The organism is Microbacterium oxydans, from assembly GCF_000956405.1.
Classification (GTDB): domain Bacteria; phylum Actinomycetota; class Actinomycetes; order Actinomycetales; family Microbacteriaceae; genus Microbacterium; species Microbacterium oxydans_C.
Window position 1 is genome coordinate 108,758 of record NZ_JYIV01000027.1, and the last position, 23,416, is coordinate 132,173.

Sequence of the window (23,416 nt, forward strand, 5' to 3'; positions counted from 1 at the left end):
CCGTGACAGTTGTCACGGCAGCCGCGTGCGATCCACCCGGCAGTCGGTGACGGGCTGACACTGCCGGTTCGGAACGCTCTCGGCTGGACTGGGGTCATCGCGGCGGAGACTCCGTCCACACCGACAACCGGGAGCATCCATGAACCTCATCGAGACCTTCCAGAACCTGGTCGCGCAGGTCCCCGAACTCGTGCAGCCCCTCATCGTCGCGCTCGCCGGCGCGGTCCCCTTCGTCGAGGGCGAAGGGGCGGTGAGCATCGGCATCATCGGCGGCATCTCCCCGGTGATCGCCGCCATCGCCGCGATCGTCGGGAACTTCCTCTGCGTGCTCGTCGTCGTGCTGGTGAGCTCGAGCGCCCGGCAGGCCGTCGTGAACCGCTCTCGCGCCAAGACCGCGGCACTCGCCGGAGGGGGCACGACCGAGATCGAGGCTGCGGACGCCGGGGGCGCCGGTCGCGGCACCGCTCGTCGCGAGAAGTTCCAGCGGGCGTTCGAGCGCTACGGCGTGCCGGGGGTCAGCCTGCTGGGGCCGCTCCTGCTGCCGACGCAGTTCACCGCGACGATGCTCGCGGCGTCCGGGATCGGTCGAGCACGCATCCTGTTCTGGCAGGCTCTCGCCATCATCGGATGGACCACGATCATCGCCGTCATCGTCGGGAGCGCGGTGTACGCGATCCGATGAGCGCACGCTCCTCCGGAAACAGCTGAATTCAGACTTTCTTGAATTCAGCTGTTTCTGTATCGTGGTGTCGTGACCACCGCCCCGACCCACACGGCCTCGCTCACGCACACGGCCGCCGTCGCCCGCCTCGGGCACGCCCTCTCCGACCCCACGCGGGCCGGGGTGCTGCTCGCGCTGCGGGAGGCACCGCACTACCCCGCCGATCTCGCCGACGCACTCGGGGTCTCGCGCCAGACGATGTCGAACCATCTCGCGTGCCTCCGCGGTTGCGGCCTGGTCGAGAGCGTGCAGGACGGGCGCCGCAGCAGCTACCGGCTTGCCGACAGGCACCTCGCACCGGCACTCGACATGCTCATGCGGGTCACCCTCATCGTCGAGCCCGACTGCTGCTCCGGCGAAGGCTGCACCTGCTGATGAGCACCACGGCGACCGGTTCACGTCGGGAGACACTGCACCGCCGCATCCGCCTGCTCGTCGGCATCACGATCGGCTACAACCTGATCGAGGCCGTCGTCGCGATCGCCGCAGGGTCGGTCGCGTCCTCCGCGGCTCTGATCGGTTTCGGGCTGGATTCCACGATCGAGGTGCTCTCCGCCGCCGCGGTCGCCTGGCAGTTCACCCGCCGTGATCCGGAACGCTGGGAGAAGCCGACCCTGCGCGTGATCGCGGTCGCCTTCTTCGCCCTCGCGATCTATGTGACGGCGACGTCCGTGACCGCGCTGGTCACGGCCGAGCGGCCCGAGCACAGCACGATCGGCATCATCCTGACCGCGATCAGCGTCGCCGTCATGCCCTTCCTCTCCTTCGCCGAACGCCGGGCGGGACGAGAGCTGGGTTCGGCCACGGCGGTCGCCGACTCGAAGCAGACCCTCATCTGCACGTACCTCTCCGCCGCGGTGCTGGTCGGGCTGGTCGCAAACTCGCTGCTCGGCTGGTGGTGGGCGGATGCGGTGGCCGGCCTCGTGATCGCCGCCTTCGCGGTGCGCGAGGGCATCGAGGCGTGGAAGGGCGATGCCTGCGCCACCTCGGTCGGGATGCTCCTCGAGGACGACGCCGACGAGCATGACCACCACGAGGCGGACTGACCCCTTCCACCCGGTCGAGACCTAGGCTGAGGGGATGGATGCCGCTCCCCCGACGCCGACTCGAGATCTTCTCGGTCGAACCGTTCTCGTCACGGGCGCGAACGCGGGTATCGGCTACTGGTGCGCGGAGCAGCTCGCCGCCCGGGGAGCACGCGTCGTCCTCGGATGCCGCTCCCCCGAGCGCGCGAGCACGGCGGTCTCGGCGATCCGCGGCCGGGTGCCGGAGGCCGACCTGGGTGTGCTGGAGCTCGACCTCGGATCGCTCGACAGCGTGTCCGAGGCAGCCGCCCGAGTCGACGAACGCCTCGATGCGATCATCTGCAACGCCGGGGTGAAGGCGGCAGATCGCGCAGCGCGCACCAGCGACGGCCACGACCTCATGGTGGGCACGAACTTCCTCGGGCATTTCGCCCTGGTCGCACAACTCGAGTCAGTGCTCGCCCCCGCAGCCCGCGTGGTCGCCGTCGGCTCGATCGCCCACCGTTTCGCACGCCTCGACCCGGCGACGCTCGACGACCCGTGGACCGGTTCCTCACTGCAGCAGTACGGGCGGTCGAAGGCGTCTCTGATGGCCTTTGCGTTCGAGCTGGCGCGACGCTGGGCCGACTCATCCCGCTCGGCGGTCTGCGCGCACCCGGGCTATGCGGTCGACCCGCTCACCCTTCCGCGCCCCGGCTTGGCGTCGGTGTCCGGCATCGCCCGCGCCCTGGCAGCACCGACCAGGCTTCTGGTGCAGGGCAAGGACGGCGGGGCGCTGCCGATCGTCCATGCGGCCACCTCGACCGAGGTCGTCAGCGGCGATTACTGGGGGCCGGGCGGTCTGCTCGAGTTCCGCGGAGCCCCCGCGCGGGTGTCGGCTTCGGACGAGGTGCGCTCATCTGACGTGGGCGCAGCGCTGTGGGCGGCGGCGGAGCGCCTCACCGGGGTGCCTTTCCCGACGTGACGGCATCGGAGTGTCAGCACCCCGAGACAGGATGAAACCATGATCACGCTGCTCTCCGCACCGTCGAACCTCGGTCTCCGTCCACCGCAGCCCGGCGCGGTCCCCGGTGCGGCGAAGGCGCCGGAAGCACTGCGCGAGGCCGGGCTGTTCCGCCGATTCGCCACGCTCGGCGCCACGGACTCCGGTGTCGTCCTCCCCGGGAGGTATGTCGACGACGCCGCGACAAGGCTCCCCGGGCACGTGCGGAACGAGGTCGCCATGATCGAGCATGCGCGAGGCCTCGCCGCCCGTATCGGCGAGGCGTTCGGCCGGGGTGAGGCGCCGCTCGTGCTGGGCGGTGACTGCTCGATCCTCCTGGGCGCAGGCATCGCCTCCGCTCATCGCGGCGGCATCGGACTCGTGCACATCGACGGCCATACCGACTTCCGACACCCCGGCAACGACCCCGAGTGCGCGAGCGTGGCCGGTGAAGATCTCGCGGCGGCCGTAGGACTGCACTGGCCGGCCATCGCCGACATCGACGGATATGGACCCTACTTCCGTCCGGCCCGCACGGCGCACATCGGCCACCGCGACGACGACGAGCAGCAGGAGGAGGCGCGAGCCGTCCTGGGGCGGGTGGCACCCGCCGCCGAGGTCCTGGCCCTCGGAGCGCAGCGGGTCGGCGCGGAGTGTGCCACCGTGGCAGGGCCCGCCTACTGGCTGCAGCTCGACGTGGATGTGCTCGACCCCTCCGTCATGCCCGCCGTCGACAGCCCCGACCCGGGAGGGATCGGCGCGGCGGAGCTCATCGCCCTGCTGCGGGAGCTCGCGCCGCGCGCCGTCGGGGCCTCCGTCACGGTGTTCGATCCCGACCTCGACCCCGACGGGCGCTACGCCCGCCTGCTGGTCGACGTCCTCTCCGAAGGGCTCGGCGACCTGGGCACCGGGGTGCCGCGCACCTGAGGGCGCAAGCGCGGGATCAAACCTCCGGCTCGGCGACGGGGTCTGTCATGACCCGCACACGCGCGATGCGGCGGCGGTCCAGCTCGGCGACCTGGATCGTCGCACCGGGCACCTCCACGGTGTCTCCGACCACGGCGAGGCGTCCCAGCTGCTCGGTCACGAATCCGGCGATGGTGTCGGACGATCCGCGCGGCATCGCCAACCCCGTCGCCTCTTCGAAGTCCTGCAGGTTGAGTCGTCCATCGATGCCGTCGTCCGCCGAGATGAACACCTCTGCGTCGTACTCGTCGAAGATCTCGCCGACCACCTCCTCCACGAGGTCTTCGAGCGTGACGAGACCGTCCGTCCCGCCGTACTCGTCGACGACCACCGCGATGTGATGCCCGTCGGCCCGCATCCGGGTCAAGGTCGGCAGCACGCCCGCGGTCGACGGGATGTACGGGATGTCGCGCATGAGCGCGCTCAGCGGGCGGGTCGAATCGTCGGCTGCCGCGTCGAACAGGTCGCGCACGTGCACGAATCCGGTGATGTCGTCGATCGAGGTGTCGGACACGGGGTAGCGAGAGAACGGCAGCTCGCGCACCTGCGCGATCACCTCTCCGACGCTCGCAGCCTCGTCGAGCGCGACGACCTCCGGCCGCGGACGCATGACCTCGCTGACCTGTCGGCCACGTAGCGAGAGCACGTCATCGAGGATGCGCCGTTCGTCATCCGGGAGCCCCTGGTGACTGGCCACGATGTCGCGCACCTCCTCGTCGGTCATCTCGTCGCTGGTCTTGTGCGGATCCCCGCCGAGCAACCGGACGAGGGCGTTGGTCGAGACCGAGAGCAGCCAGATCACCGGACGCATGATCGTCGCGAACCCGTTGAGGGCGGGGGCGACCGCGTAGGCGAACTGCGAATTGCGCTGGATCGCGAGACGCTTGGGCACGAGCTCGCCGAGCACGAGCGACAGGTACGCGATCACGAGGGTGAGCACGAGTGTCGCGATGGTCAGCGAGAGGGCAGGCGTCAGCCCCCACGACTCGAGGACCGGCGCCAGGGATGGCGCGATCGACGTCGCACCGTATGCCGCCGACGCGAAGCCCGCGACGGTCACCCCGATCTGCACGGCTGACAGGAAGGTGTTGGGATTGCGAGCGAGGGCGGCGACCTTCGCTCCGCGGCGACCACGTTGGCCGATCGCGTTGATCTGACTCTCACGCAGCGTGACCAGCGCCATCTCCGTCGCAGCGAAGACACCGCCGATCAGCACGAACGCGAGGACGAGGGCGATGTTCCAGAGCAGGTCGCCCATCAGCGGGCCGCCTCGTCTGTGGTGGGGTGAGCGCCCGGGACGAACCGGGCGCTCGTACTGTCAGAGTCCGAAGAGTCAGAACAGCGCTGCGCGCTCAAGAGTGCTCCTTGTTGTCGGTGGTGTTGTTGGGGGTGGTGGATTCGGTGGATGAGACTGCGTGGGCCGAGGAAGCCGGGGCGCGGCGGGTCTTGATCAGACTCGCCACGGTGGCCACGGCGATCGTCGCGCCGATGAAGAGCAGCGAGAACCAGATCGGGATCTCGGGGGCCCATTCGACGCCCTGACCGCCGTTGACGAACGGCAGCTCGTTGACGTGCAGCGCGTGCAGGACCAGCTTGACGCCGATGAACGCGAGGATGACGGCGAGGCCCTGAGCCAGGTAGACGAGCCGCTCGAGGAGTCCGCCGATGAGGAAGTACAGCTGACGCAGACCCATGAGCGCGAAGGCGTTCGCCGTGAAGACGATGTAGGCCTGGTCGGTGAGGCCGTAGATCGCGGGGATCGAGTCGACAGCGAACACCAGGTCGATGAACCCGATCGCGATGATCGTGAGGAGCATCGGGGTCACGAAGCGCTTGCCGTTCTTCACGACGGTGAGCTTGTCCCCGTTGTACTCGTCGCTGACCGGCAGGTGGCGGCGCACGAAGGTCATGAACCGCCCGTTGGCGGGGTTGCTCTCATGGTTGCTGAAGGCCTGACGGTAGGCCAGCACGAGCAGCAGAGCACCGAACAGGTAGAAGATCCACGAGAAGTTCTCGATGAGCGTCGCGCCGACCGCGATGAAGATGCCGCGAAGGATCAGCGCGATCACGATGCCGATCATCAGCACCTTCTGCTGATACTTCTTCGGCACGGCGAAGCCGGTCATCACGATGAGGAAGACGAAGAGGTTGTCGATCGACAGCGCCTTCTCCGTGAGGTAGCCGGCGAAGTACTCGCCGCCGTATGTCCAGCCGGAGACGACGCCGATGCCGACGCCGAACAGCAGCGCGAGGCTGATGTAGAAGATCGACCAGCGGGCGGATTCACCGATGGTCGGCTCGTGCGGCGTGCGCACGTGCGCGAAGAACTCGTACACGAAGAACGCGATCGTGACGGCGATCGTGATGATCCAGATCAGGGGGGTGACGTCCAAATTCGGGCTCCAGACTCGGGGTACGACAGTACCGCCAAAGTCTTCTCCATTCCATCGAACATGGAACCGGTGGCCCGGGATGCGACATGCATCCGTAATGACGACCCCACCGTGTCGGAGTACTCCCCTTGGGTGCCTCCAGAGTAGGAGAACACCCTTTGCGCTTCCTGTGGATCTGCCGGGAACGGCCAACCACGGGCGAGGACGGAACGTCGGCGAGCGACGCGGGAGCTGCTAGTCCCGGATGTCGGAGCGGGTGAGCTCCTGCTTCTCCGCACGATCGATGATCGCGGGGAGCACCTCGTCGAAGAAGGTCACGAGCACGGCGCGGGTCTCCACGGCATCGCGCTCGAGGATGGCGTTGCGCAAGGACGCGACGAATCCGCCGACGACCTCCCAGTCGAAGGCGTCTCTCGCGTGCTGACTGAACCGGCGGATCTGCGGCCCGAGCCGTTCGATGATGACCGCCCGCGACGCGTTGCCCTCGATACGCGCGAAGCCCGTCGCCGTGCCACGCAGCGCGATGCCGAAGCCGGCGACGTCTCGCGCCTTGATCGCGGCGGTCATCTCATCCGCGAGTTCGGCGAGGTACGCGAGATCGTCATCCTGGATGAGCGGCATCACGTGGCGCACCGATCCGATCCAGATGTCTCCGAAGAGGTCCACCGCGTTGCGGACCTGGTCGAGATCGATCGGCGCGACCCGGGTGTAACGGTTGCGCTGCATCTCCACGAGGCCGTGGTCGGCCAGTCGATCGAGCGCGTGGCGGATCGGCGTCTTCGAGGTTCCGAGGCGTTCGGCGAGCTCGTAGTCGCGCAGGCGCTCGCCCGGGCGAAGCTCGCCGCTGATGATCGCGTCCTGCAGCCTGTTGTAGGCCTCGTCGCTCATCGATCTGCGCTCAAGGGGTCCGCCTGAGAGTGCCACTGCCTTGTCCTCCACTCGAGCACGCAAATGTAGTAGAGCCTGAAGTTCTACCTACACTGCAATGTATCGCATCCCGCGTAATCGCCGTGAGAAAACAGGGTCTTGGAGGTGGTGATGCGCGAGCTGACAGCATGGGGCGAGCGACACCAGGTGATGTTGTACCTGACGTCCATCGTCGTCGGCGCCGCGATCGGCCTGTGGGCACCTGCGAGCGCTCCGTGGTGGGAGTCTGCGATGACCCCTGCCCTGGGGCTGCTGCTCTACGCCACGTTCCTGAGCGTGCCGTTCTCACGCGTCGGGCGGGCCTTCACCGACTGGCGCTTCCTCGTGACGCTGCTGATCGTGAACTTCGCCGTCGTGCCGCTCGTGGTGTTCGGCATGAGCAGGTTCGTCGCCGCCGACGAAGCCGTGCTCCTCGGTGTACTGCTCGTGCTGCTCACTCCCTGCGTGGACTACGTGATCGTGTTCACCGGCCTCGCCGGTGGCGACCGCGCCCGGCTGCTGGCGGCGACTCCCCTGCTCATGCTGGTGCAGACCCCCCTGCTCCCCGTCTACGTCTCCCTCATCATGGGGCCGGGCGTTCTGCGTTCGTTCGATGCCCGCCCTTTCGTCGACGCGTTCCTCCTCCTGATCGTGCTGCCTCTCGGGCTGGCCGCGCTGACGCAGCTGACGGCGAGGAGACACGCATTCGCCCGTGCCGTCGAGGCGGGATCGGCAGGGGGAATGGTGCCGCTCATGATGCTCACCCTGTTCACCGTCGTCGCCTCGCAGGTGGCGAACCTCGGCGACGCATGGGCAGGCGTGCTCATGACGGTTCCCCTCTTCCTGGGGTTCGCCGCGATCGTCGGCCCGCTGGCAGCCTTGGCGGCGCGCGTCGCACGACTCGACGTTGCGGGCCGGCGTGCCGCGGTGTTCAGCGCCGTCACACGCAACTCGCTCGTGGTGCTGCCGCTCGCCCTGGCGCTGCCGAGCACCTTCGCGATCACCCCGCTCGTCGTCGTGACGCAGACGATGGTGGAGCTGATCCTCATGGTCGCGCTGGTCGCCGTGATCCCGCGCCTGGTCCGGAACCGCTGACCGCGCGCTGCTCTCGGGCGATATCGCGACCGTATCGGAAACGGCATACGCTCCCGCAACCGCCTCTGCCGTGGGCTGGAGACATGAACGATCTCGCTCCACCCTCTGCGGCACCCGACACCGCATCCTCCCCCCGTCGCATCGCCTCGCTCGACGTCATCCGAGGAGTGGCCATCCTCGGCACTCTCGCGAGCAACATCTGGCTCTTCCGTGCGTTCTTCGGCGAACGGGTCATCGACATCTGGTGGGACGACCTGCTGTCGGCCGCCTCGAACGGGAAATTCCTCGGCCTGCTGACGATCATGTTCGGGATCGGACTCGAGATCCAACGCCAGGCGGCCCTGCGTCGGGGAAGCCGATGGCCCGGCACCTATCTGATCCGCACCGGGCTGCTGTTCCTCGACGGGATGCTGAACTACATCTTCGTGGTGCAGTTCGACGTGCTCCGCGCCTACGCGATCCTCGGCTTCGTGGTCGCCTTCGTGCTGCTGCTGCCCGAGAAGCGCCAGTGGATCTTCATCGGTGTCGCACTGACCGCGCACGTGACCCTCATGCTCATGCCGCTGTTCACCGCCGATGGCACCTTCATGCTCCCGGGGATCGTGTTCCCCGGCGACGCAGGCGATTCGAGCGGGCAGTCGGGTTACTGGGCAACGGTGCAGGCGAACACCCTCACCGTGTTCTCCGACCTCACCATCGGCACCGACACCGGATCGATCATGACTCTCGGACTCGTCCTCTTCACGCTGGGCGCGATGCTGTACCGCCACGGGCTGTTCGAGACCCGAGGCGCGCGCCTGAGGAAGTGGGTCATGATCATCGGACTCGGCATCGGCCTTCCGTTGGAGCTCACCTTCTTCCTCGCGCAGGATCAGATCGGCCTTGATAGGTTCCTCTCCGCTCCCTTCGTCGCCTTCGGCATCCTCGCCCTCATGGCGGACTTCTATCAGCGACGCCCCATCGGCTTCGTCGGTGGGCAGCTCTCCCTCGTCGGACGGATGGCGTTGAGCTGCTACGTGCTGCAGAACATCCTCGGCAGAGTCGCACAGCAGGTGATCGGTCACTCGCCCCTGTCGTCGGCGCTCGACCCGCTCGTGGGCACGCTCGTGATGTTCGTCGGCATCGCCGGCGCCGTCGTCCTCTTCGCGAACCTCTGGTCCCGCCGGTTCCGTAAGGGACCCCTCGAGTACATCTGGGACGTCAGCTTCCGATTCCTCACTCGCCGGCGCTCGGTATCCGCCTGGACGACGACGCCGAAAGCCTCCCTCCCGCGCTCCTAGGGGTGGCGTTCCGGTTGCGCCTCTATCCGCGGCAGGTCGCGACGTCGGTCGGCGCAGCGTCGACGACCGACGTCGTCACGGCGGTCCAGCTCGTCGTCGTCCCCGCGGGGAAACTGGCGTACGCGATGAGTGTGACCTCGCGTTCGCCGATGTATTGCCCGGTCTTCGGGTCGATGATGATGTCGTACTGGACGTTGTTCGCCGGTTCGAGCCGGCCGATCGCGACACCGGTGGTGCCGTTCAAGGTCGCTTGCTGGTCCGTGATCGTCACTCCGGGGATCAACGCGGCCGCTTTGTACAGCGCCGACCGGAACTCGGCGGGCGCGGTCCCCCGCTCGAGAGCGGATGTGATCCACTCCAGTGCCTGTCCGTCGCGGGACTGCCCGGAGTGACCGTTCCACTCGTAGATCTTGCTCAGGAGCTGCGCCGGGTCACGAGGAAGTGCGCCGTAGTCGGCGCTCATGCCCGTCATCGTGCTGTACCCGACGACGCTGCGCCCGTTCGGACCTATCCCGCCAGGGAATCGTCGGATGACGCTCGAGTCGTACGCGTAGAAGTTCGCTGACTGTTCCCCGGCGAAAGCCTCCGACCTGGGACCGAACGTCTGCGACGGCCATCGTCCGCATTGGATCCATACCCAGTCGCCGTCGCGATCAGCGGGTACGTAAAGCTCGTCGTGATAGCCGTCGATCGTGGAGACAGCGTCTTCCGGCAGGATGTTCCCGTCGTTGGCTTCGATCTTCGCAGCATCCTTTTCGAGAGTTCCGACGGCAGCGAAAGCGCCATCCGTACGAACGAACAGATACTGCCCTGGCCCGACGACCGGGTCGCTGACCTCCATGGTCGCGAGCGCTGCAGTGTGGAGCGCGCTCGCCGCAGCGGGATCGGCTCCGCCATTCCAATCGGCAACGCCTAGGACGTTTGTGGCCACCAGCGCGACAGCGAGGCTGGCTGCGCCGAGAGCGGAGAACCCCGCCCACACGACTGCGCGTCGATGACGCGCCGGCGTGGGACGGAACCTCGTGTCCTCACCCAGCTGCGCGAAGAGCGCTACGGGCACCTCCCCGTCGACACGTGCGGCGAGAGCGGCGCGTCCTCTCGTCAGCGCCTCGGGGCTCGGCACACGGGAATCGTCACGCGTGCTGCGGAGAAGCGTCAGCTCGTCCATGATCCGTCTCCTGTTCGATCGAGGTGCGTGCAGCCGCGCGACGAAGCTTCCGCCGCGCGCGGTTGAGTCGTGACCGCACGGTGCCGACAGGTACCTGCATCGCCTGAGCGATCGACGCATAGTCGAGATCGCCCCAGGCGTAAAGCAGCAGAGTGTCCCGGTCTGCGACAGGCAGACGTCGAAGAGCCTTCTTCAACCGCCGAGTGAGTCGCTCCGCATCGATGCGGGCGCCTGCTTGCTCGATGAAATCGGGGGCGACCTGAGCGGCGAGGTCAGCGGACATCCCCTTCCATGCGATGGCCTCGACCCGGGCATGTCTGCGAATGAGCCGGGTCGCGATGCCGAGAAGCCATGGTCGCGCACTCTGCACCGTGACGTCATACGCCGCGCGTCGGTCGAACGCCACGAGGAACGTCTCGGACATCACGTCGTCCGCCGCATGATCACCCAAGCGCTGAGCTGCATAGCGGTACACCGAGGTCGCATCACGTGCGTACAGCGTCTCGAAGACAGCAGGCTCGAGGATCGAGCGTTCAATCACCTCGTTGTCGGGGCTCACATCCGTATTGCTCGATTCGGTCGATCCGGTTCACAGCAATACTGCAAGAGGTCGTTCGACGTTGTCGGCACGAGCGATGAATTGGCCCTCGGCGCTGACTTCGCGTGGGTGGATGTCCGATCTCACGAAAGCTGTCGGTCGGTGAGACAGAACATTCCCGGGAAGACGGGTGAGTGATGCACGGTCGAGGCTGCCGGCTGTCTCACGAAAGATGTCGTAAATCACCTTCCACTCTCACGCTGCCTAAAACGTCGAACGGCCAGTTTCGGCGCATCTGGTTTCGGCAGGGGGTTTCGGCGGGTGCGCGATCGGCGTGTCGTGCGATCGGTGTAGATAGCAGTTGTAGGTGACGTTCTTTTCGCGGTGCTAAATGTCCCGGGATGAGAGCGCGAACGTGGATGTTCCGGCAGGAACTGGACGCTCTTAGACGCCATCCGACAGGCGAAGTGGCGGCCGCTATGGGGCCACAGCGGGCGCCGGGGCATCAATCGCAAGCTTCACGCCGATTGCGCCCAGGAGTGTGCCCGTGACCCACTTCTGCCACCGCATCCAGGCCGGCTTGCGTTGTAGAAACGTGGCGACTGATCCGGCGGCGATGATGATCGCGCCGTTCACGGCAACGCCGACGAGGATCTGGATCGCGCCGAGCTGGAATCCTTGGGCCACGATGCTGCCTGCGGTGGGGTCGATGAACTGCGGGATGAGCGCCAGGTAGAGGATCGCGACCTTCGGATTGAGGAGGTTCGTCAGGAGGCCCATGCGGAAGAGCTTGCCGAACGAGTCACGCGGAAGATCGTTGGTCTCGAACAGCGACTTCCCGCCCGGGCGAAGTGTCTTGTAGGCGAGCCAGAGAAGGTAGACGGCCCCCGCGACCTTCAGTGCGATGAACAGCCACGGCACGACGAGGAACACTGCCGCCAATCCCAGGTTGGCCATCACCATGTACACCACGAAGCCAACGGCCGTGCCGGACAGCGACATCATTCCGGCACGCCATCCCTGGCTGATGCTGCGAGAGACCAGGTACATCATGTTCGGCCCGGGGGTGAGAGCGAGGCCGAGCTCGATGAGAGCGATGCCGACGGCGGCGGACAACGAGATCATGCACGCTTCTTTCTTGTGGTGGGTTGCGAGGAGGCTTCCCCTCGATGCCGAGCTGCACTCAGTCTTCCACTCCGTGAACTCAGCCAATCGAATCGGACGGGGTGGCCTCTGTCTATGTAAGGGCCCGGACGTCATGGTCTCAGCTGCGCTTAGCGCCCGATGAGGAGAGCCCCCTGGGCGGCGTCAACGGCCTCCGGGGTGAGGTGGGTGCGCTTGTTGATGTCAAGGATGCGATTCACCTGGGTGACGAGCCGGTCGGCGAGGCGAAAGTTCCCGTTGGTCGCGCGGACGATCGCGGCTAGAGCTGCCGTGTGCGCGAGCCCCGCGTCGTCAGGGTCGGGGTCCGGGAGGCGCTGCGCGACGACGGCCGTGAGTTCGTCGCTGCGGAGGGGCCGGTATTCGTGGGCGAAGCCGATGCGGCTGTAGAGCTGGGGGTAGCGGGCGAGGCGTTTCTCGATGCCGGGCATGCCGATGAGGATGACGCCCATTCGGTGGCGGTCATAGAAGTCGCGGACTTGTTCGAGGCCGGCAGTCTTGAGCCGGTCGGCTTCGTCGATGATGAGCAGCTCGGTGTTCCCGCTGTGCTGGGATTCGGCGTGAACGTAGGGGTCGACGTGGCCGTGCTGAGCGTAGTCGATGGCCCAGGAGATGTGCTGGCAGGCCCGGGGCAGGCCTTGATCGATCTGCTTGATGGTCGCGGCGACGGTAGGGGTGAAAAACGCGGTTCTGCTTCGTTGAACCGCTTCGGGCACGGGCGGCAGGGCACCGGTGCTGCGCGAGAGCGGGTGCCACTGCTCCCACTCGTCGGTGCCAGCGTAGTGGCGAGCAGAGAGCGTCTTGCCGATCCCGGGTGGCCCGTAGCAAAGCCCGATGTAACGGTGGGAGCGGACGGTGTGTGCGAACTCCTGGAACCGGCGATGCTCCCGCGTGGTCACGAACGCCGCCCGCGTGTCTGCGTGCGGTGGCGCTGCCTCCTTGAATTCGTCGAAGTACCCGCTGAGGAACCGGCGCCCGTCGTCGCCTGGTTCGAAGAGCACGGAGCGAGGTTTGCCGTCGTCTGGCTCAGCCATTGGCATAGGTCCTCAATCCGTGTCGGGCCGGGGGCGGCGTTGCGCGATCGGGTGCGCTCTCCGGTACCGGCGGTATCTCGGGGCGGTGGCGGGTGTCTTCAGGTAGTGAGCCAGCGTGAGTGGTGAGCTCGCGGAGCTGCTGTTTCAGGGCGCGGCGTTGCGTGTTGCGCGCCGCCTGCAGGTCGGTGAAGGACACGGTCTCGGAGGAGCGTTCGGGCGCGATCGCGCGACACAAGAACGTGTTGTCGTGGAACACTCGCACTTCGCCCAGGTCGCGGGGGTCGTACCGCACCGTGACGTCTTCGCCGACGTATGCGGCGAGGACAGGTGAGATGTATCGGGTCGATGCGAAGCGGATGCCGTCGCGTTGCACACGTCGCGTTGCCGCGGCAGTCAGCAGGAGCGAATCGATGTCTTCCGGGTGGGCGGGCATTCGAGGGATGAAGCTGTCGCTGCCCCAGCGATTATGCGGGGCTGCGCCGGTCGCTGAATGTGGTCGTTCGTTGTACTCGTTGACGATGAATCGCTCGAGCACGTCATCGAGTTGATGCAAGGTCAGCGTGGGTTCGCTGACGGGTGACCCGCCGGTGCCGTGCGGGATGAACCCGGGCAGGTGCGGCAGCAGCTCGGTCGTGATGGTGCGGTAGAACCGTTCGATCTTGCCGCGCCCCTGCGGAACGCCGACCCGGGAGTGAATCAGGCGCACGTGTAGGTCGAGGCAGACGTGTTCGATCCTGGTCGAGGTGAAATCGGACCCGTGATCGCTGTAGAGGACGTCCGGGAGCCCGGATACCACCCACTTCGGGTTTCGTTTCCGAGCGACCGCTTGATGGATCGCCAATGCGGAATGCTCGGCCGTGGGTGCTGAGACGCCGAGCGCGTAGCCGGCGATCGCTCGCGAGTAGTCGTCGAGCACGATCGTGAGCCAGGGTCGGACGGGTTGCTGCCGGTCGTTGAGGATCATCACATCGAGCAGTGTGTGGTCCATCTGCCACTGCTCATTCGGCGCGGAAGTCGAGCGGCGGTAGACCAGCTCGAACTTGTCGCGGTACGCCGCGTCCCCGCCGTCCGCGAGGGCCGTCAGGCCCGGGTCGAGCGCGTGCACGATCTCGCGGACCGTGGTGTATCCCGGGGTCGGCAATCCGCGGTCCCGGGCGATGTCACCGATGCGACGGTGGATATACGCGATCGTAGGCGCGGGCCGGCGCACAGCAAGTGCCTCGATTGCGGTGACAAGTTCGGCGGCAGTGCGAGTCGATCCCTTATCGCTGCGAGTTGCTCTCGCGAGCCGTCCCGTCTCCATCCGAGCTGCCCACCGTTGCAAGGTCCGCACCGCAACGCCGGATTGCTCCGCAAGACGCGTCCACGGCACACCGTCCTGGTGTTGGCGCACAAGCTCGGCCTTTTGCCGGTCGCTGAGGTGCGCCATGATCCCTCGTCAGGCCCGCTCGACGTGCTCGGCCAAGTGCCGATAGATCGTGGGCCGGGACACCCCGAACGTGTCTGCGATCTCCTGCACGGTGTGGCCGCCCTCGTCATACATCGCCCGGGCTTGCCGGATCTTCGTCGGCGTCATCTTGAACTTCGGGCCACCCTTCCGTCCTCGAGCGCGGGCGGCCGCGAGGCCGTCGTGGGTGCGCTCCACGATGAGGTCGTGCTCGAACTCCGCGATCGCAGCGAGCATATGGAAGAACAACCGGCCACCAGGCGTGGTGGTGTCGATGCCCTGCGACAGGGCTTTCAACCCAACCCCACGCTGCTGCAGCTCATCCGCGACTTGCTTGAGGTTTCGCACAGATCGGCCGAGCCGGTCAAGCTTCGTCACCACGAGCGAGTCACCCTCTCGCAGATACCCGAGGGCATCCGTCAGCGCCGGCCTCTTCGCCAGGGTGCCAGATGCGTGTTCGACGAAGATCTTGTCGCACCCCGCAGCTTCGAGCGCATCGGTCTGGCCGTCCGGATTCTGGTCTCGGGTCGAGACACGGGCGTAACCGATCGTGGCCATGCCTCAGCGTATCGCGAACGCCGCCTGCTTTACATAGATCGTCGACACGAGTCATGAGACACGACTCGCCGAACTGAGCCAGTAGAGCGTCGGCTGACTCATGAACGGTCGTTTACGGGATCTGGCGTCACGCTGATTCACGTCTGAGTTTCTGCGTCGACCAGGCGTGCGTTGCGAGGAGGGCGAGCGCGATAGCGCTGAGGATTAGCGTGGATACGAACCCTCCGGCGTAGTGGTTGGTCGGTATCTGCCCGTCGGCGGCAGCGACGATGGCGAGGCCGAAGCTGTTTCCAAACTGCTGCGCGGTTGTGAGCACTCCGGAAGCAGCTCCGGCTAGTGCTGCGGGGAGCAGGTGAGTCGTGCCGTCAGCGATTGACGCCAGTGCGATACCCATGCCGATGCCGAAGATCCCGCTCGCCGCAATCAGGGCCGCGGGGAAGGGGGCAGCAGAGAAGGCCCAGATCGCGGCCAGACCGGTTGTCATGATGAGCGCGCCGAGCGCGGTCGTTCTGTCTGTCCCGAGCCGCCGCTGGAGCCGGTGACTGGTGGCTGCGGCGAGGAAAGCCCCGAGTGATAGGGGAAGGAATGAGAGACCGGTGGCGAGGGGGCTGAGCAGGTGGAACAACTGCAGGTTGAGGGTCATGAAGTAAAAAGTGGCTGTCATGGCTCCGCCGATGAACATCATCGCGGTAGCGGGCCGCCAGGCGCCGGTTCGACCGAGCGCTACAAAAGGGATCAGAGGTGATGCCGCGCGCTTCTCGATGAGCACGAATGTGACGACACTGACCAGTCCAAGGAAGGCCCACCCGGCAGCGGTGAAAGAGTTCGAAACCGACATGACTGCCAGTACAAGTGATGCCGTAGCTACTAGGAACGCGGTGCTGCCGGCCAGGTCGAGATGGGGCCGTGCGGTGGGGTGCGGCGTCCGGTTACCGAAGATGAGCAACGCCAGAAGTGCGAGCCCGATCGGGACGTTCACCAGCAGAGTCCACCGCCACCCTAGGGTTTCGACGATGACTCCACCGCCAAGTACTCCGAGAGCGCCACCGCTGCCGGATGCCGCGCCCCATAAGCCGAACGCTTGCGCGCGAGCTGGGCCCTGAGGAAAGGTCTGCGAAAGGAGTGCGAGGCATGCCGTCGTCATCAACGCCGCACCGACCCCCTGCCCGACCCGACCGGCGATAAGTGCGTCGGCTGTGGGAGCGAGCCCTGCTCCCAGGCTGGTCAAAGTGAAGACCCCCACTCCGACGGCCAGGATTCTGCGCGACCCGAACCGATCGGATAGCCGTCCTGAGAACAGCAGAAGGCCTGCGATCGGAATGGCGAAGGCGTTCACGACCCAAGGCAACGTCTCAGCAGAGAACCCGAGCCCGGTTTTCAGTTCGGGAAGCGCCACAGCGAGAATTGAGCTATCGAGCGTGACCATCAGTTGTGCCAGGCAGCACAACAGGAGAGTGGTTCGGTTTCCTTTCATCGCTCGGATCTCGCGATGGCATTGTCTCGTAGCGTTCGCTCAGTCACGGGGCTTGCTCCCTGCATTTGTCACGTGGTGTGGGTGAGATCTGAGGGTAAGCACTGAGCCGGACAGTGTCTGTCCTCCTTCCGTTGCGAAGGGGGGATCGCTCGCGGCGGACCGCTGGTGTCCTCATTCCGGGGATGATCGGTTCATGTGGGATACGACATCGAGGACGTTCGAGCTACTAGGGATGCTTCAAAGGAACGGGTTCGTAAGCAGCATCCAGCTAGCGTCCGACCTGGGCGTGACGACCAGAACCGTCCGGCGCGACGTGGCAAGACTCCGGGATCTGGGGTACCCCGTTGACACACGTCTCGGTGTCGACGGCGGATACTCTCTCGAACCTGGGGCGGTCCTGCCGCCGATCTTTCTTTCCACAGATGAGGCGCTGGCATGTGCTCTCGCGCTTCGAAGGTGGAAGGAAAGCTCTGATCCAACCCTGACCGCCAGTTCTCTCGGCAAGCTCCTCGCATCACTGCCCACTCAAGTGCGGTGGGTCATCGATGCGGTAGCGAAAGTCACGATCGATGCGCCAGTGGACGGTCTCGAACCAATAGACTCCCCGGTCGTCAACATCGGGGTTCTCGGTGAGCTGGCAAGAGCATGTCTGCTCGGCCGTCGAGTGGAGTTCAAGCACTCGCAGCGAAACGGAGCGACGAAGGACCGACGGGTTGATCCCCTTGCGATGGTCAACACAGTGCGGCGGTGGTACCTCGTCGCCTTCGACGTCGACACCGACGATTGGCGGACGTACCGTGTCGATCGCATCTCCGACGTCGCCGTCAGCCAGATGCCGATCCGATCGCATACGTTTCCCGGCCCGAGCGTCGATGAATGGGTGACTCGGCAGCTCAGCGCGGGGTGGCAGCAGGTGACCGCCACCGTCCGCGTGCACGCAACAGTGGATACGGTGCAGCGCTGGGTTGCGCCGGCATGGGGAGCTATCGAACAGGAGACAACTCGGACCACGATCGTGCACGCGGGAGCCGAGAGCTACGAGTCCATCGCCAGATGGCTCCTGCTCCTACAAGCCGACATCGAGGTGCTGGAACCCAACGAGCTACGGACGGCGTTCGGCGCCGTAGCACAGCAGGCTGCTCGCGCAGCCCAGCGAGCTTAAACAGGGTGGGCCGGCCATCGCACGACCGGCCCACCTTGGTCAGCGGAGAGGCCGGAAGAACTCCGTGAGGTCTGCGATAAGGAGCTGCGGTTCTTCGAGGGCGGCGAAGTGCCCGCCACGGTCGGTCACATCAGTCCACCGAGTGATGGTGTTCTCTCGTTCGGCGTAGCGGCGAATGCCGACGTCGTGAGCGAACATGATGACCCCGGTGGGAACACCGGAGGGCTCCTTGACTGCTCCCCACGCTGAGTGCTGCGCGTAACCGATGTAGGCAGCTGTGCCCGCGGTCTCGGTAAACCAGTACAGGGACACGTCGGTCAGGATTCGATCGAGGGAGATGATCGTTTCGGGAAGCTCCTCGTGCGGAACGGTCCACTTCTGGAACTTATCGATGATCCACGCAAGCTGGCCAGCGGGAGAATCCACGAGCCCCGCGGCGAGAGTCTGAGGTCGAGTGGACTGGATCGCGATGTAGCCATACTCCTCCTGCATGAACGCCTGAACCCGCCCCAGACGGTCAAGCTCCAACGGAGTGAACGACGCAAGATCTGCTTCGCTGGGAGCCTGCAACGGCATTCCCATCGAACCATTAACGTGGACGCCGACCACATGAGACGGTGCCACTCGCGCGACCTCGGGAGAGACGGCAGCACCGATGTCACCACCCTGTACCCCGTATCGGTCGTAGCCGAGACGTTCCATCAGTGTTGCCCACGTCCGCCCGATTCGAGCCGCGTCCCAACCGCCCTCAACCACCGGGCTCGAAAATCCGAATCCCGGCAGCGACGGAATGACCACATCGAACGCATCCGCCGCCGCCCTTCCGTGCGCTTCCGGATCAGTGAGGGGGCCGATGAGGTCCACGAACTCAACGAACGACCCCGGCCACCCGTGAGTGAGCACCAGCGGCAGCGCGCCCGAAACCTTCGATCGGACGTGGACAAAGTGGATCGTCTGCCCCTCGATCACAGTCGTGAACTGCGGAAGCATGTTCAGCGACGCTTGCTGCTCCGCCCAATCGAACTCGTCAACCCAGTACGCGACCAACCGTCGCAGATAGCTGACCGGCACTCCTGTCGACCAGTCATCACCAGGCAGCGGCGGCGGAAACCGGGTCTCGCTCAACCGGCGTTTTAGCTCCTCGACAGAGCTCTCGGGGATGTCAATTCGAAACGGCTGTACTTCTGCACTCATAAAAAGTTCCTTCCATCGCGTGCTGGCTCAGATGGACCACGCCACGACGACGACGCTAGGAACGAACGAGGACATACCCTGTCCCCCTGCCGAAAATGATCGTTTGGGAGCCGCGGGTCGGCACAGCGCCCGCGACAGCTATCACCGTAAAAGGCGTGCCACCTAAATCCGCGATTCACACACTTGCGGCAGGCAACTTCCACCGGGCCACCGAAATCGATCGTTTTCGGTGGGCTGGCGGCTGAACCGGTATCTCTCGCCCGCATCATCCTTTTGGGTGACTTTTTCTTCCCTCTTCTCCACGATGACCAGAATCTTGGGCGCTGGTGGAGTAGATGTCATGGCAGATTCCGTTCAGCGTTCGCGCTTCTCCGACAGGTTGACCTCGCGCCGCGGCGCATGGCTTTCTCTCGGGCTTGTTCTTGTTCTCATGGTGCTCTTGTTCGGCGCCTTCGGGTCGGCGAAGGCCCCTGGCGGCAACGCGCTGGCGCCCGTGGATTCTGAGTCCGCACGGACGAGCGAGCTGATGGCGAAGTTCCCCAACGCGGACCGTCAGTCAGTGCTCGTTGTGGCGTCTCAGAAGGATGGCTCGACGCTGTCTGACTCCGATGTGACGAATCTCGAGGGGCTGCTTCCGGTTCTCGACGAGTATGCGGACGCCGACTCGACCGGTCCGCTGCTCAGTGAGGACAAGAAGGCGGCCGTCCTCGTCACCCCGATCAAGGTGGGTGACACCAACGCAGACACGGCGGAGGTGATCAAGGAGATCCGCGCGGCGCTGGCCGACGGGGCTCCCGAGGGCATCACCTTGCAGCTGACCGGTGGCCCCGCTTTTGGTGCGGACGTGGCGTCGTCGTTCGAGGGCGCCGACTTTACGCTGCTGCTGGTGACGATCCTTATCGTTGCGATCCTCCTGATCATCACGTACCGGTCTCCGGTACTGTGGCTGCTTCCGCTGGTCGTGGTCGCCCTGGCCGACGGGCTTGCCGGGCGGATGACTGCCGCGGCCGGCGCCGCATGGGATCTGCAGTTTGACGCGGGAATCATCAGCGTGTTGGTGTTCGGCGCGGGCACCAACTATGCGTTGCTGCTGATCTCCCGTTACCGGGAGGAGCTGCAAGCTACCGAGGACCACCGGCAGGCGTTGAGCACCGCGTGGCGCAAGACTGCGCCGGCGATCATCGCTTCGAACGTGACCGTGGTGCTTGCTCTGCTGACCCTGGTGCTCGCTGTGATCCCGGGCACGAATGGACTAGGTATCTCTTCTGCCATAGGGCTTCTCATCGCTCTGGGCGCTGTACTGTTCCTGCTGCCGCCGGTGCTGGCGGTGTGTGGGCGCAAGGTGTTCTGGCCGTTCGTCCCCCGCCCCGGCGAGGCGCCGCGGCAGGGACGCACTTGGCGGCGGCTGGCCTCCGGGGTCGTGCGCCGCCCGGTCGTGAGTGTTGTCGGTGGAGTAGCGCTGCTGGCGATCATGGCTACGGGCCTGTTCGGTACGTCGATCGGGCTCGATCAGATCGAGAAGTTCCGGGTGCAGTCCGAATCTGCCGCCGGTCTCGAGGTCCTCTCAGACCACTTCCCGCCTGGGGAGGCGCAGCCGATCTTCATCGTCGCCGACACCGCGGAATCGGATGCCGTGGTCGCCGCGGTCGACGATGTCGAGGGCGTCGTGCGCGTACACGCGGTTGGAACTACCGAGGACGAGTCCCTGACGAAGATCATGGTGACCAGCGAGTATGCGCCAAGCAGCGAGCAGAGCCTGAACCAGATCACCGAGCTGCGCGAGGCCGTGCACGCGGTGCCGAACGCGGATGCCCTCGTCGGTGGAGCGGTCGCAACAGATCTGGACGCACGCGCCGGGAACGAGAGAGACCTGATGCTGATAGCGCCGTTGGTGCTCGCCGTCAGCTTCGTCGTGCTGCTCGTTCTGCTGCGCTCAATCATCGCGCCAGTGCTGCTGCTTTTGGTCAACCTCGCCAGCGCGGTCGCCGCGATCGGCGCCGGTGCATGGCTGAGCCGAGTGCTTTTTGATCAACATGCCCTTGACCTGCAGGTTCCGCTGCTCGCGTTCCTTTTCCTGGTGGCGCTGGGCATCGACTACACGATCTTTCTCGTGCACCGGGCCCGCAGTGAGGCCGCAATCCGGGGAACCCGCGCGGGGATGGTCGAGGCCGTTGCCCACACCGGTGCCGTGATCACCAGCGCCGGCATCGTGCTGGCTGCCGTGTTCGCCGCGCTCGGCGTGCTCCCCCTGGTCACGCTGGGGCAGCTGGGGCTGATCGTGGGCGTGGGCGTGATCGTAGACACTCTGGTCGTACGCACCGTGATCGTTCCCGCAATCTTCGCACTGGTCGGCGACCGCATCTGGTGGCCCAGCACAGTCAAGGCGCGGCAAGGAGAATGGGCGCATGAGTCTCGTGAGCGCACCGTTGACCCGCATTGACCCTGTGGGGTCGGCTTCGGCCGGCCCCACCATGCGGGCGATGGAGATCGGGCAGCACGTCATCGCCGCTGGTTTGACCAGCGTAGGAGCAATTCGGGCGATCGGCGACGGTACCCCCATCGCTGCAGCCGTGATCTCCGGGCTCGCCATCCTCGCCTGGCACACCGCCGGCACGATCCTCCCATCCCGCACCCGGTCCCGTCGCGTGGTCGTGTGGTGGCTGATCGGGTTCGGTGTGATCTGGATCGCCGCTGTCGCGGTATCCCCGGAGTTCGTCTGGGTCGCGTTCCTGCTCTGGCTGCTCGCCGGACACCTGCTCCCCGTGCCGTGGGGCCTGGCATACTCCGGGCTAGTCCTCGCAGTGGTGGTCGTCGCGCCGATTCTGCATCACGGCACCACCAGCTACGCGAACGTGTTCGGACCGCTCATTGGAGGGGTGTTCGCGTTCGGGATCTCCCGCGGCTACCTTCAACTTCTGCGAGACGGGGCTGAACGAGAACGGCTGGTTTCATCGCTGATGCTTGCGCAGGAGGAGATGGCGGAACTTCAAGATGAGCTCGCCCTTGCCCAGCGTCAATCCGGCGCGGTCGCCGAGCGCACCCGCATCTCCCGTGATATCCACGACACCATCGCACAAGCGCTATCCTCGATCCGACTTCTCGCCCACGCCGGCGCCGGGCGCAGTCAGGACCCTGCCGCCGCGCGGGTTCTCTCCCAGGTGGAGACACTGGCAGGGGACAGCCTCGCTGATGTCCGCAGGATCGTGGCCGCACTCACCCCCGCGGAGTTGGACGAAAACGCGCTTGCGGCGGCTTTACGACGAATGCTCGACCGCGCGCACGAGGAGGCAGGGCTGCAGGTTGAACTGCATGTGGACGACTCCGTTCCCATGCTGCCCACAGAGGTCGAGGTCGCGCTGTTGCGCAGCGCCCAGTCCGCGCTCGCGAACGTCCGTCTTCACGCGAACGCCACCCGCATCGTGATGAGTCTCATCGACGCCGACCGTAGCGTCCGACTCGACATCAGGGACGACGGCCAGGGATTCGATGTTCCTTCCTGGGAGCAGAGCGCGGAGAGCGGTTCTTCCAGCTACGGCCTCCGCTTCATGCAAGCGCGCTTGCGTGAGCTCGGCGGCGGCCTCGATATCGAGAGCACACCAGGTGAAGGCACCGCGATCTCGGTCCGCCTCCCGGTCCATCGTGATCGCGTTCAACTGCGCGAAGAGGAGAAGTCATGACCACCACCGTCTTGCTCGTCGATGACCATCCTGTCGTCCGCAGCGGATTGCGTGCCGTCCTGGAATCAGATTCCGTGCACGTTGTGGGCGAGGCAGCCACGGGCGAAGAAGCCCTCGCTCTCGCCGCCCATCTGCACCCCGATGTGGTTCTCTGCGACCTCCGTCTCGGGGCCGGGATCGACGGCGTCCAGACGACCGCGGCGCTTCGATCACTCGAGCCCGCGCCCGCAGTGCTGATCCTCACCACCTTCGACCGGGATGCGGAGATCCTCGGCGCTATCGAAGCCGGTGCCGCCGGATACCTCCTCAAAGATGTCGCACCGGACGTGATCATCGAGGGCATCTTGCGGGCAGCGGGCGGTGACATGTTCCTCGCGCCAGATCTCGCAAACAGAGTACTCAAAGGGATGCGCAACCCGCTCCCGAAGCTCACCGAGCGGGAAATCGAAGTCCTCCGCCTCCTCGCGACAGGTGCCGCGAACAAAGAGATCGCCCGCGCCCTCTTCGTCACCGAAGCCACCGTGAAAAGCCACATCGCGCACATCTTCACAAAACTCAACGTCGATAGCCGCTCCCGCGCGATCCACATCGCCCAGGAAACCGGACTCATCTAACCTCACCCTCGAAAGGAAACA

22 protein-coding genes are annotated in these 23,416 nt (G+C 65.8%); 11 read left to right on the forward strand and 11 right to left on the reverse strand.

Annotated features, from left to right (window positions below):
* Positions 1–139: 139 nt before the first annotated feature.
* From RN51_RS11265 to RN51_RS11285, 5 genes are all read left to right on the forward strand, one after another.
* On the forward strand, positions 140–682 hold the full coding sequence (locus RN51_RS11265; RefSeq protein ID WP_045264152.1) for a hypothetical protein: 543 nt from the start codon (positions 140–142) through the stop codon (positions 680–682).
* Between the two features lie 69 nt (positions 683–751).
* The gene (locus RN51_RS11270) at positions 752–1,096 is read left to right on the forward strand and encodes an ArsR/SmtB family transcription factor (protein ID WP_045264153.1); all 345 of its coding nucleotides are present in this window, start codon (positions 752–754) and stop codon (positions 1,094–1,096) included.
* Positions 1,096–1,767, forward strand: coding sequence for a cation diffusion facilitator family transporter (locus RN51_RS11275; RefSeq protein ID WP_045264154.1), 672 nt, complete (start codon positions 1,096–1,098; stop codon positions 1,765–1,767). Before RN51_RS11270 ends, RN51_RS11275 begins: the two co-directional genes overlap by 1 nt.
* Before the next feature lie 34 nt (positions 1,768–1,801).
* Entirely contained in the window at positions 1,802–2,710 is a 909-nt protein-coding gene (locus RN51_RS11280; protein ID WP_045264155.1) for an SDR family NAD(P)-dependent oxidoreductase, read from the forward strand.
* Positions 2,711–2,749: 39 nt separating this feature from the next.
* Entirely contained in the window at positions 2,750–3,655 is a 906-nt protein-coding gene (locus RN51_RS11285) for an arginase family protein (protein ID WP_082066560.1), read from the forward strand.
* Between the two features lie 16 nt (positions 3,656–3,671).
* On the opposite strand, the gene RN51_RS11290 is transcribed toward RN51_RS11285, so the two are convergent.
* The 3 genes from RN51_RS11290 to RN51_RS11300 all read right to left on the reverse strand — a co-directional run bounded on the left by RN51_RS11290 (position 3,672) and on the right by RN51_RS11300 (position 6,975).
* On the reverse strand, positions 3,672–4,952 hold the full coding sequence (locus RN51_RS11290) for a hemolysin family protein (protein ID WP_045264156.1): 1,281 nt from the start codon (positions 4,950–4,952) through the stop codon (positions 3,672–3,674).
* Between the two features lie 94 nt (positions 4,953–5,046).
* Entirely contained in the window at positions 5,047–6,087 is a 1,041-nt protein-coding gene (locus RN51_RS11295; protein ID WP_045264157.1) for a TerC family protein, read from the reverse strand.
* 234 nt (positions 6,088–6,321) lie between these two features.
* Complete coding sequence (locus RN51_RS11300; RefSeq protein ID WP_045264158.1) at positions 6,322–6,975, reverse strand: GntR family transcriptional regulator; 654 nt, start codon at positions 6,973–6,975, stop codon at positions 6,322–6,324.
* Positions 6,976–7,125: 150 nt separating this feature from the next.
* Here RN51_RS11300 and RN51_RS11305 point away from each other — a divergent pair, with 150 nt between their 5' ends.
* Both RN51_RS11305 and RN51_RS11310 read left to right on the forward strand, forming a co-directional pair.
* Positions 7,126–8,088, forward strand: a complete 963-nt coding sequence (locus tag RN51_RS11305) for an arsenic resistance protein (protein WP_045264159.1) — start codon at positions 7,126–7,128, stop codon at positions 8,086–8,088.
* A gap of 83 nt (positions 8,089–8,171) precedes the next feature.
* Entirely contained in the window at positions 8,172–9,368 is a 1,197-nt protein-coding gene (locus RN51_RS11310; protein WP_045264160.1) for a DUF418 domain-containing protein, read from the forward strand.
* A 22-nt stretch (positions 9,369–9,390) separates the two neighbouring features.
* On the opposite strand, the gene RN51_RS11315 is transcribed toward RN51_RS11310, so the two are convergent.
* From RN51_RS11315 to RN51_RS11345, 7 genes are all read right to left on the reverse strand, one after another.
* On the reverse strand, positions 9,391–10,536 hold the full coding sequence (locus RN51_RS11315; protein WP_045264161.1) for a CU044_5270 family protein: 1,146 nt from the start codon (positions 10,534–10,536) through the stop codon (positions 9,391–9,393).
* Entirely contained in the window at positions 10,502–11,095 is a 594-nt protein-coding gene (locus tag RN51_RS11320; RefSeq protein ID WP_045264162.1) for an RNA polymerase sigma factor, read from the reverse strand. The genes RN51_RS11315 and RN51_RS11320 overlap by 35 nt, the downstream gene beginning before the upstream one ends.
* A gap of 456 nt (positions 11,096–11,551) precedes the next feature.
* Positions 11,552–12,199, reverse strand: coding sequence for a LysE family translocator (locus RN51_RS11325; protein ID WP_030537386.1), 648 nt, complete (start codon positions 12,197–12,199; stop codon positions 11,552–11,554).
* Between the two features lie 149 nt (positions 12,200–12,348).
* Positions 12,349–13,134 carry an AAA family ATPase gene (locus tag RN51_RS11330; RefSeq protein WP_045264349.1) on the reverse strand — a complete coding sequence of 262 codons (786 nt, stop codon included), beginning with the start codon at positions 13,132–13,134 and terminating at the stop codon, positions 12,349–12,351.
* 127 nt (positions 13,135–13,261) lie between these two features.
* A complete protein-coding gene (locus RN51_RS11335; RefSeq protein WP_052674687.1) occupies positions 13,262–14,698 on the reverse strand; it encodes a Mu transposase C-terminal domain-containing protein in 1,437 nt (478 codons plus the stop codon).
* A gap of 9 nt (positions 14,699–14,707) precedes the next feature.
* The gene (locus RN51_RS11340) at positions 14,708–15,274 is read right to left on the reverse strand and encodes a recombinase family protein (RefSeq protein WP_045264163.1); all 567 of its coding nucleotides are present in this window, start codon (positions 15,272–15,274) and stop codon (positions 14,708–14,710) included.
* Between the two features lie 127 nt (positions 15,275–15,401).
* Positions 15,402–16,748, reverse strand: a complete 1,347-nt coding sequence (locus RN51_RS11345; protein ID WP_082066561.1) for an MFS transporter — start codon at positions 16,746–16,748, stop codon at positions 15,402–15,404.
* 193 nt (positions 16,749–16,941) lie between these two features.
* Between RN51_RS11345 and RN51_RS18245 the strand changes: the two genes are divergently transcribed.
* Positions 16,942–17,910 (forward strand): helix-turn-helix transcriptional regulator, encoded by a 969-nt coding sequence (locus tag RN51_RS18245; RefSeq protein ID WP_045264164.1) that lies wholly within the window; start codon positions 16,942–16,944, stop codon positions 17,908–17,910.
* 39 nt (positions 17,911–17,949) lie between these two features.
* Here RN51_RS18245 and RN51_RS11355 read toward each other — a convergent pair whose 3' ends face one another.
* Positions 17,950–19,104: an epoxide hydrolase family protein gene (locus RN51_RS11355; RefSeq protein WP_045264165.1), complete on the reverse strand. Its 1,155-nt coding sequence runs from the start codon at positions 19,102–19,104 to the stop codon at positions 17,950–17,952.
* A gap of 340 nt (positions 19,105–19,444) precedes the next feature.
* On the opposite strand from RN51_RS11355, the gene RN51_RS11360 reads away from it, so the two are divergent.
* From RN51_RS11360 to RN51_RS11370, 3 genes are read left to right on the forward strand one after another with little or no spacing between them, the layout of a single operon-like run.
* A complete protein-coding gene (locus RN51_RS11360; RefSeq protein WP_045264166.1) occupies positions 19,445–21,544 on the forward strand; it encodes an MMPL family transporter in 2,100 nt (699 codons plus the stop codon).
* On the forward strand, positions 21,510–22,781 hold the full coding sequence (locus RN51_RS11365) for a sensor histidine kinase (RefSeq protein WP_045264167.1): 1,272 nt from the start codon (positions 21,510–21,512) through the stop codon (positions 22,779–22,781). The genes RN51_RS11360 and RN51_RS11365 overlap by 35 nt, the downstream gene beginning before the upstream one ends.
* Positions 22,778–23,395: a response regulator gene (locus tag RN51_RS11370; RefSeq protein WP_045264168.1), complete on the forward strand. Its 618-nt coding sequence runs from the start codon at positions 22,778–22,780 to the stop codon at positions 23,393–23,395. Before RN51_RS11365 ends, RN51_RS11370 begins: the two co-directional genes overlap by 4 nt.
* Positions 23,396–23,416: the final 21 nt, after the last annotated feature.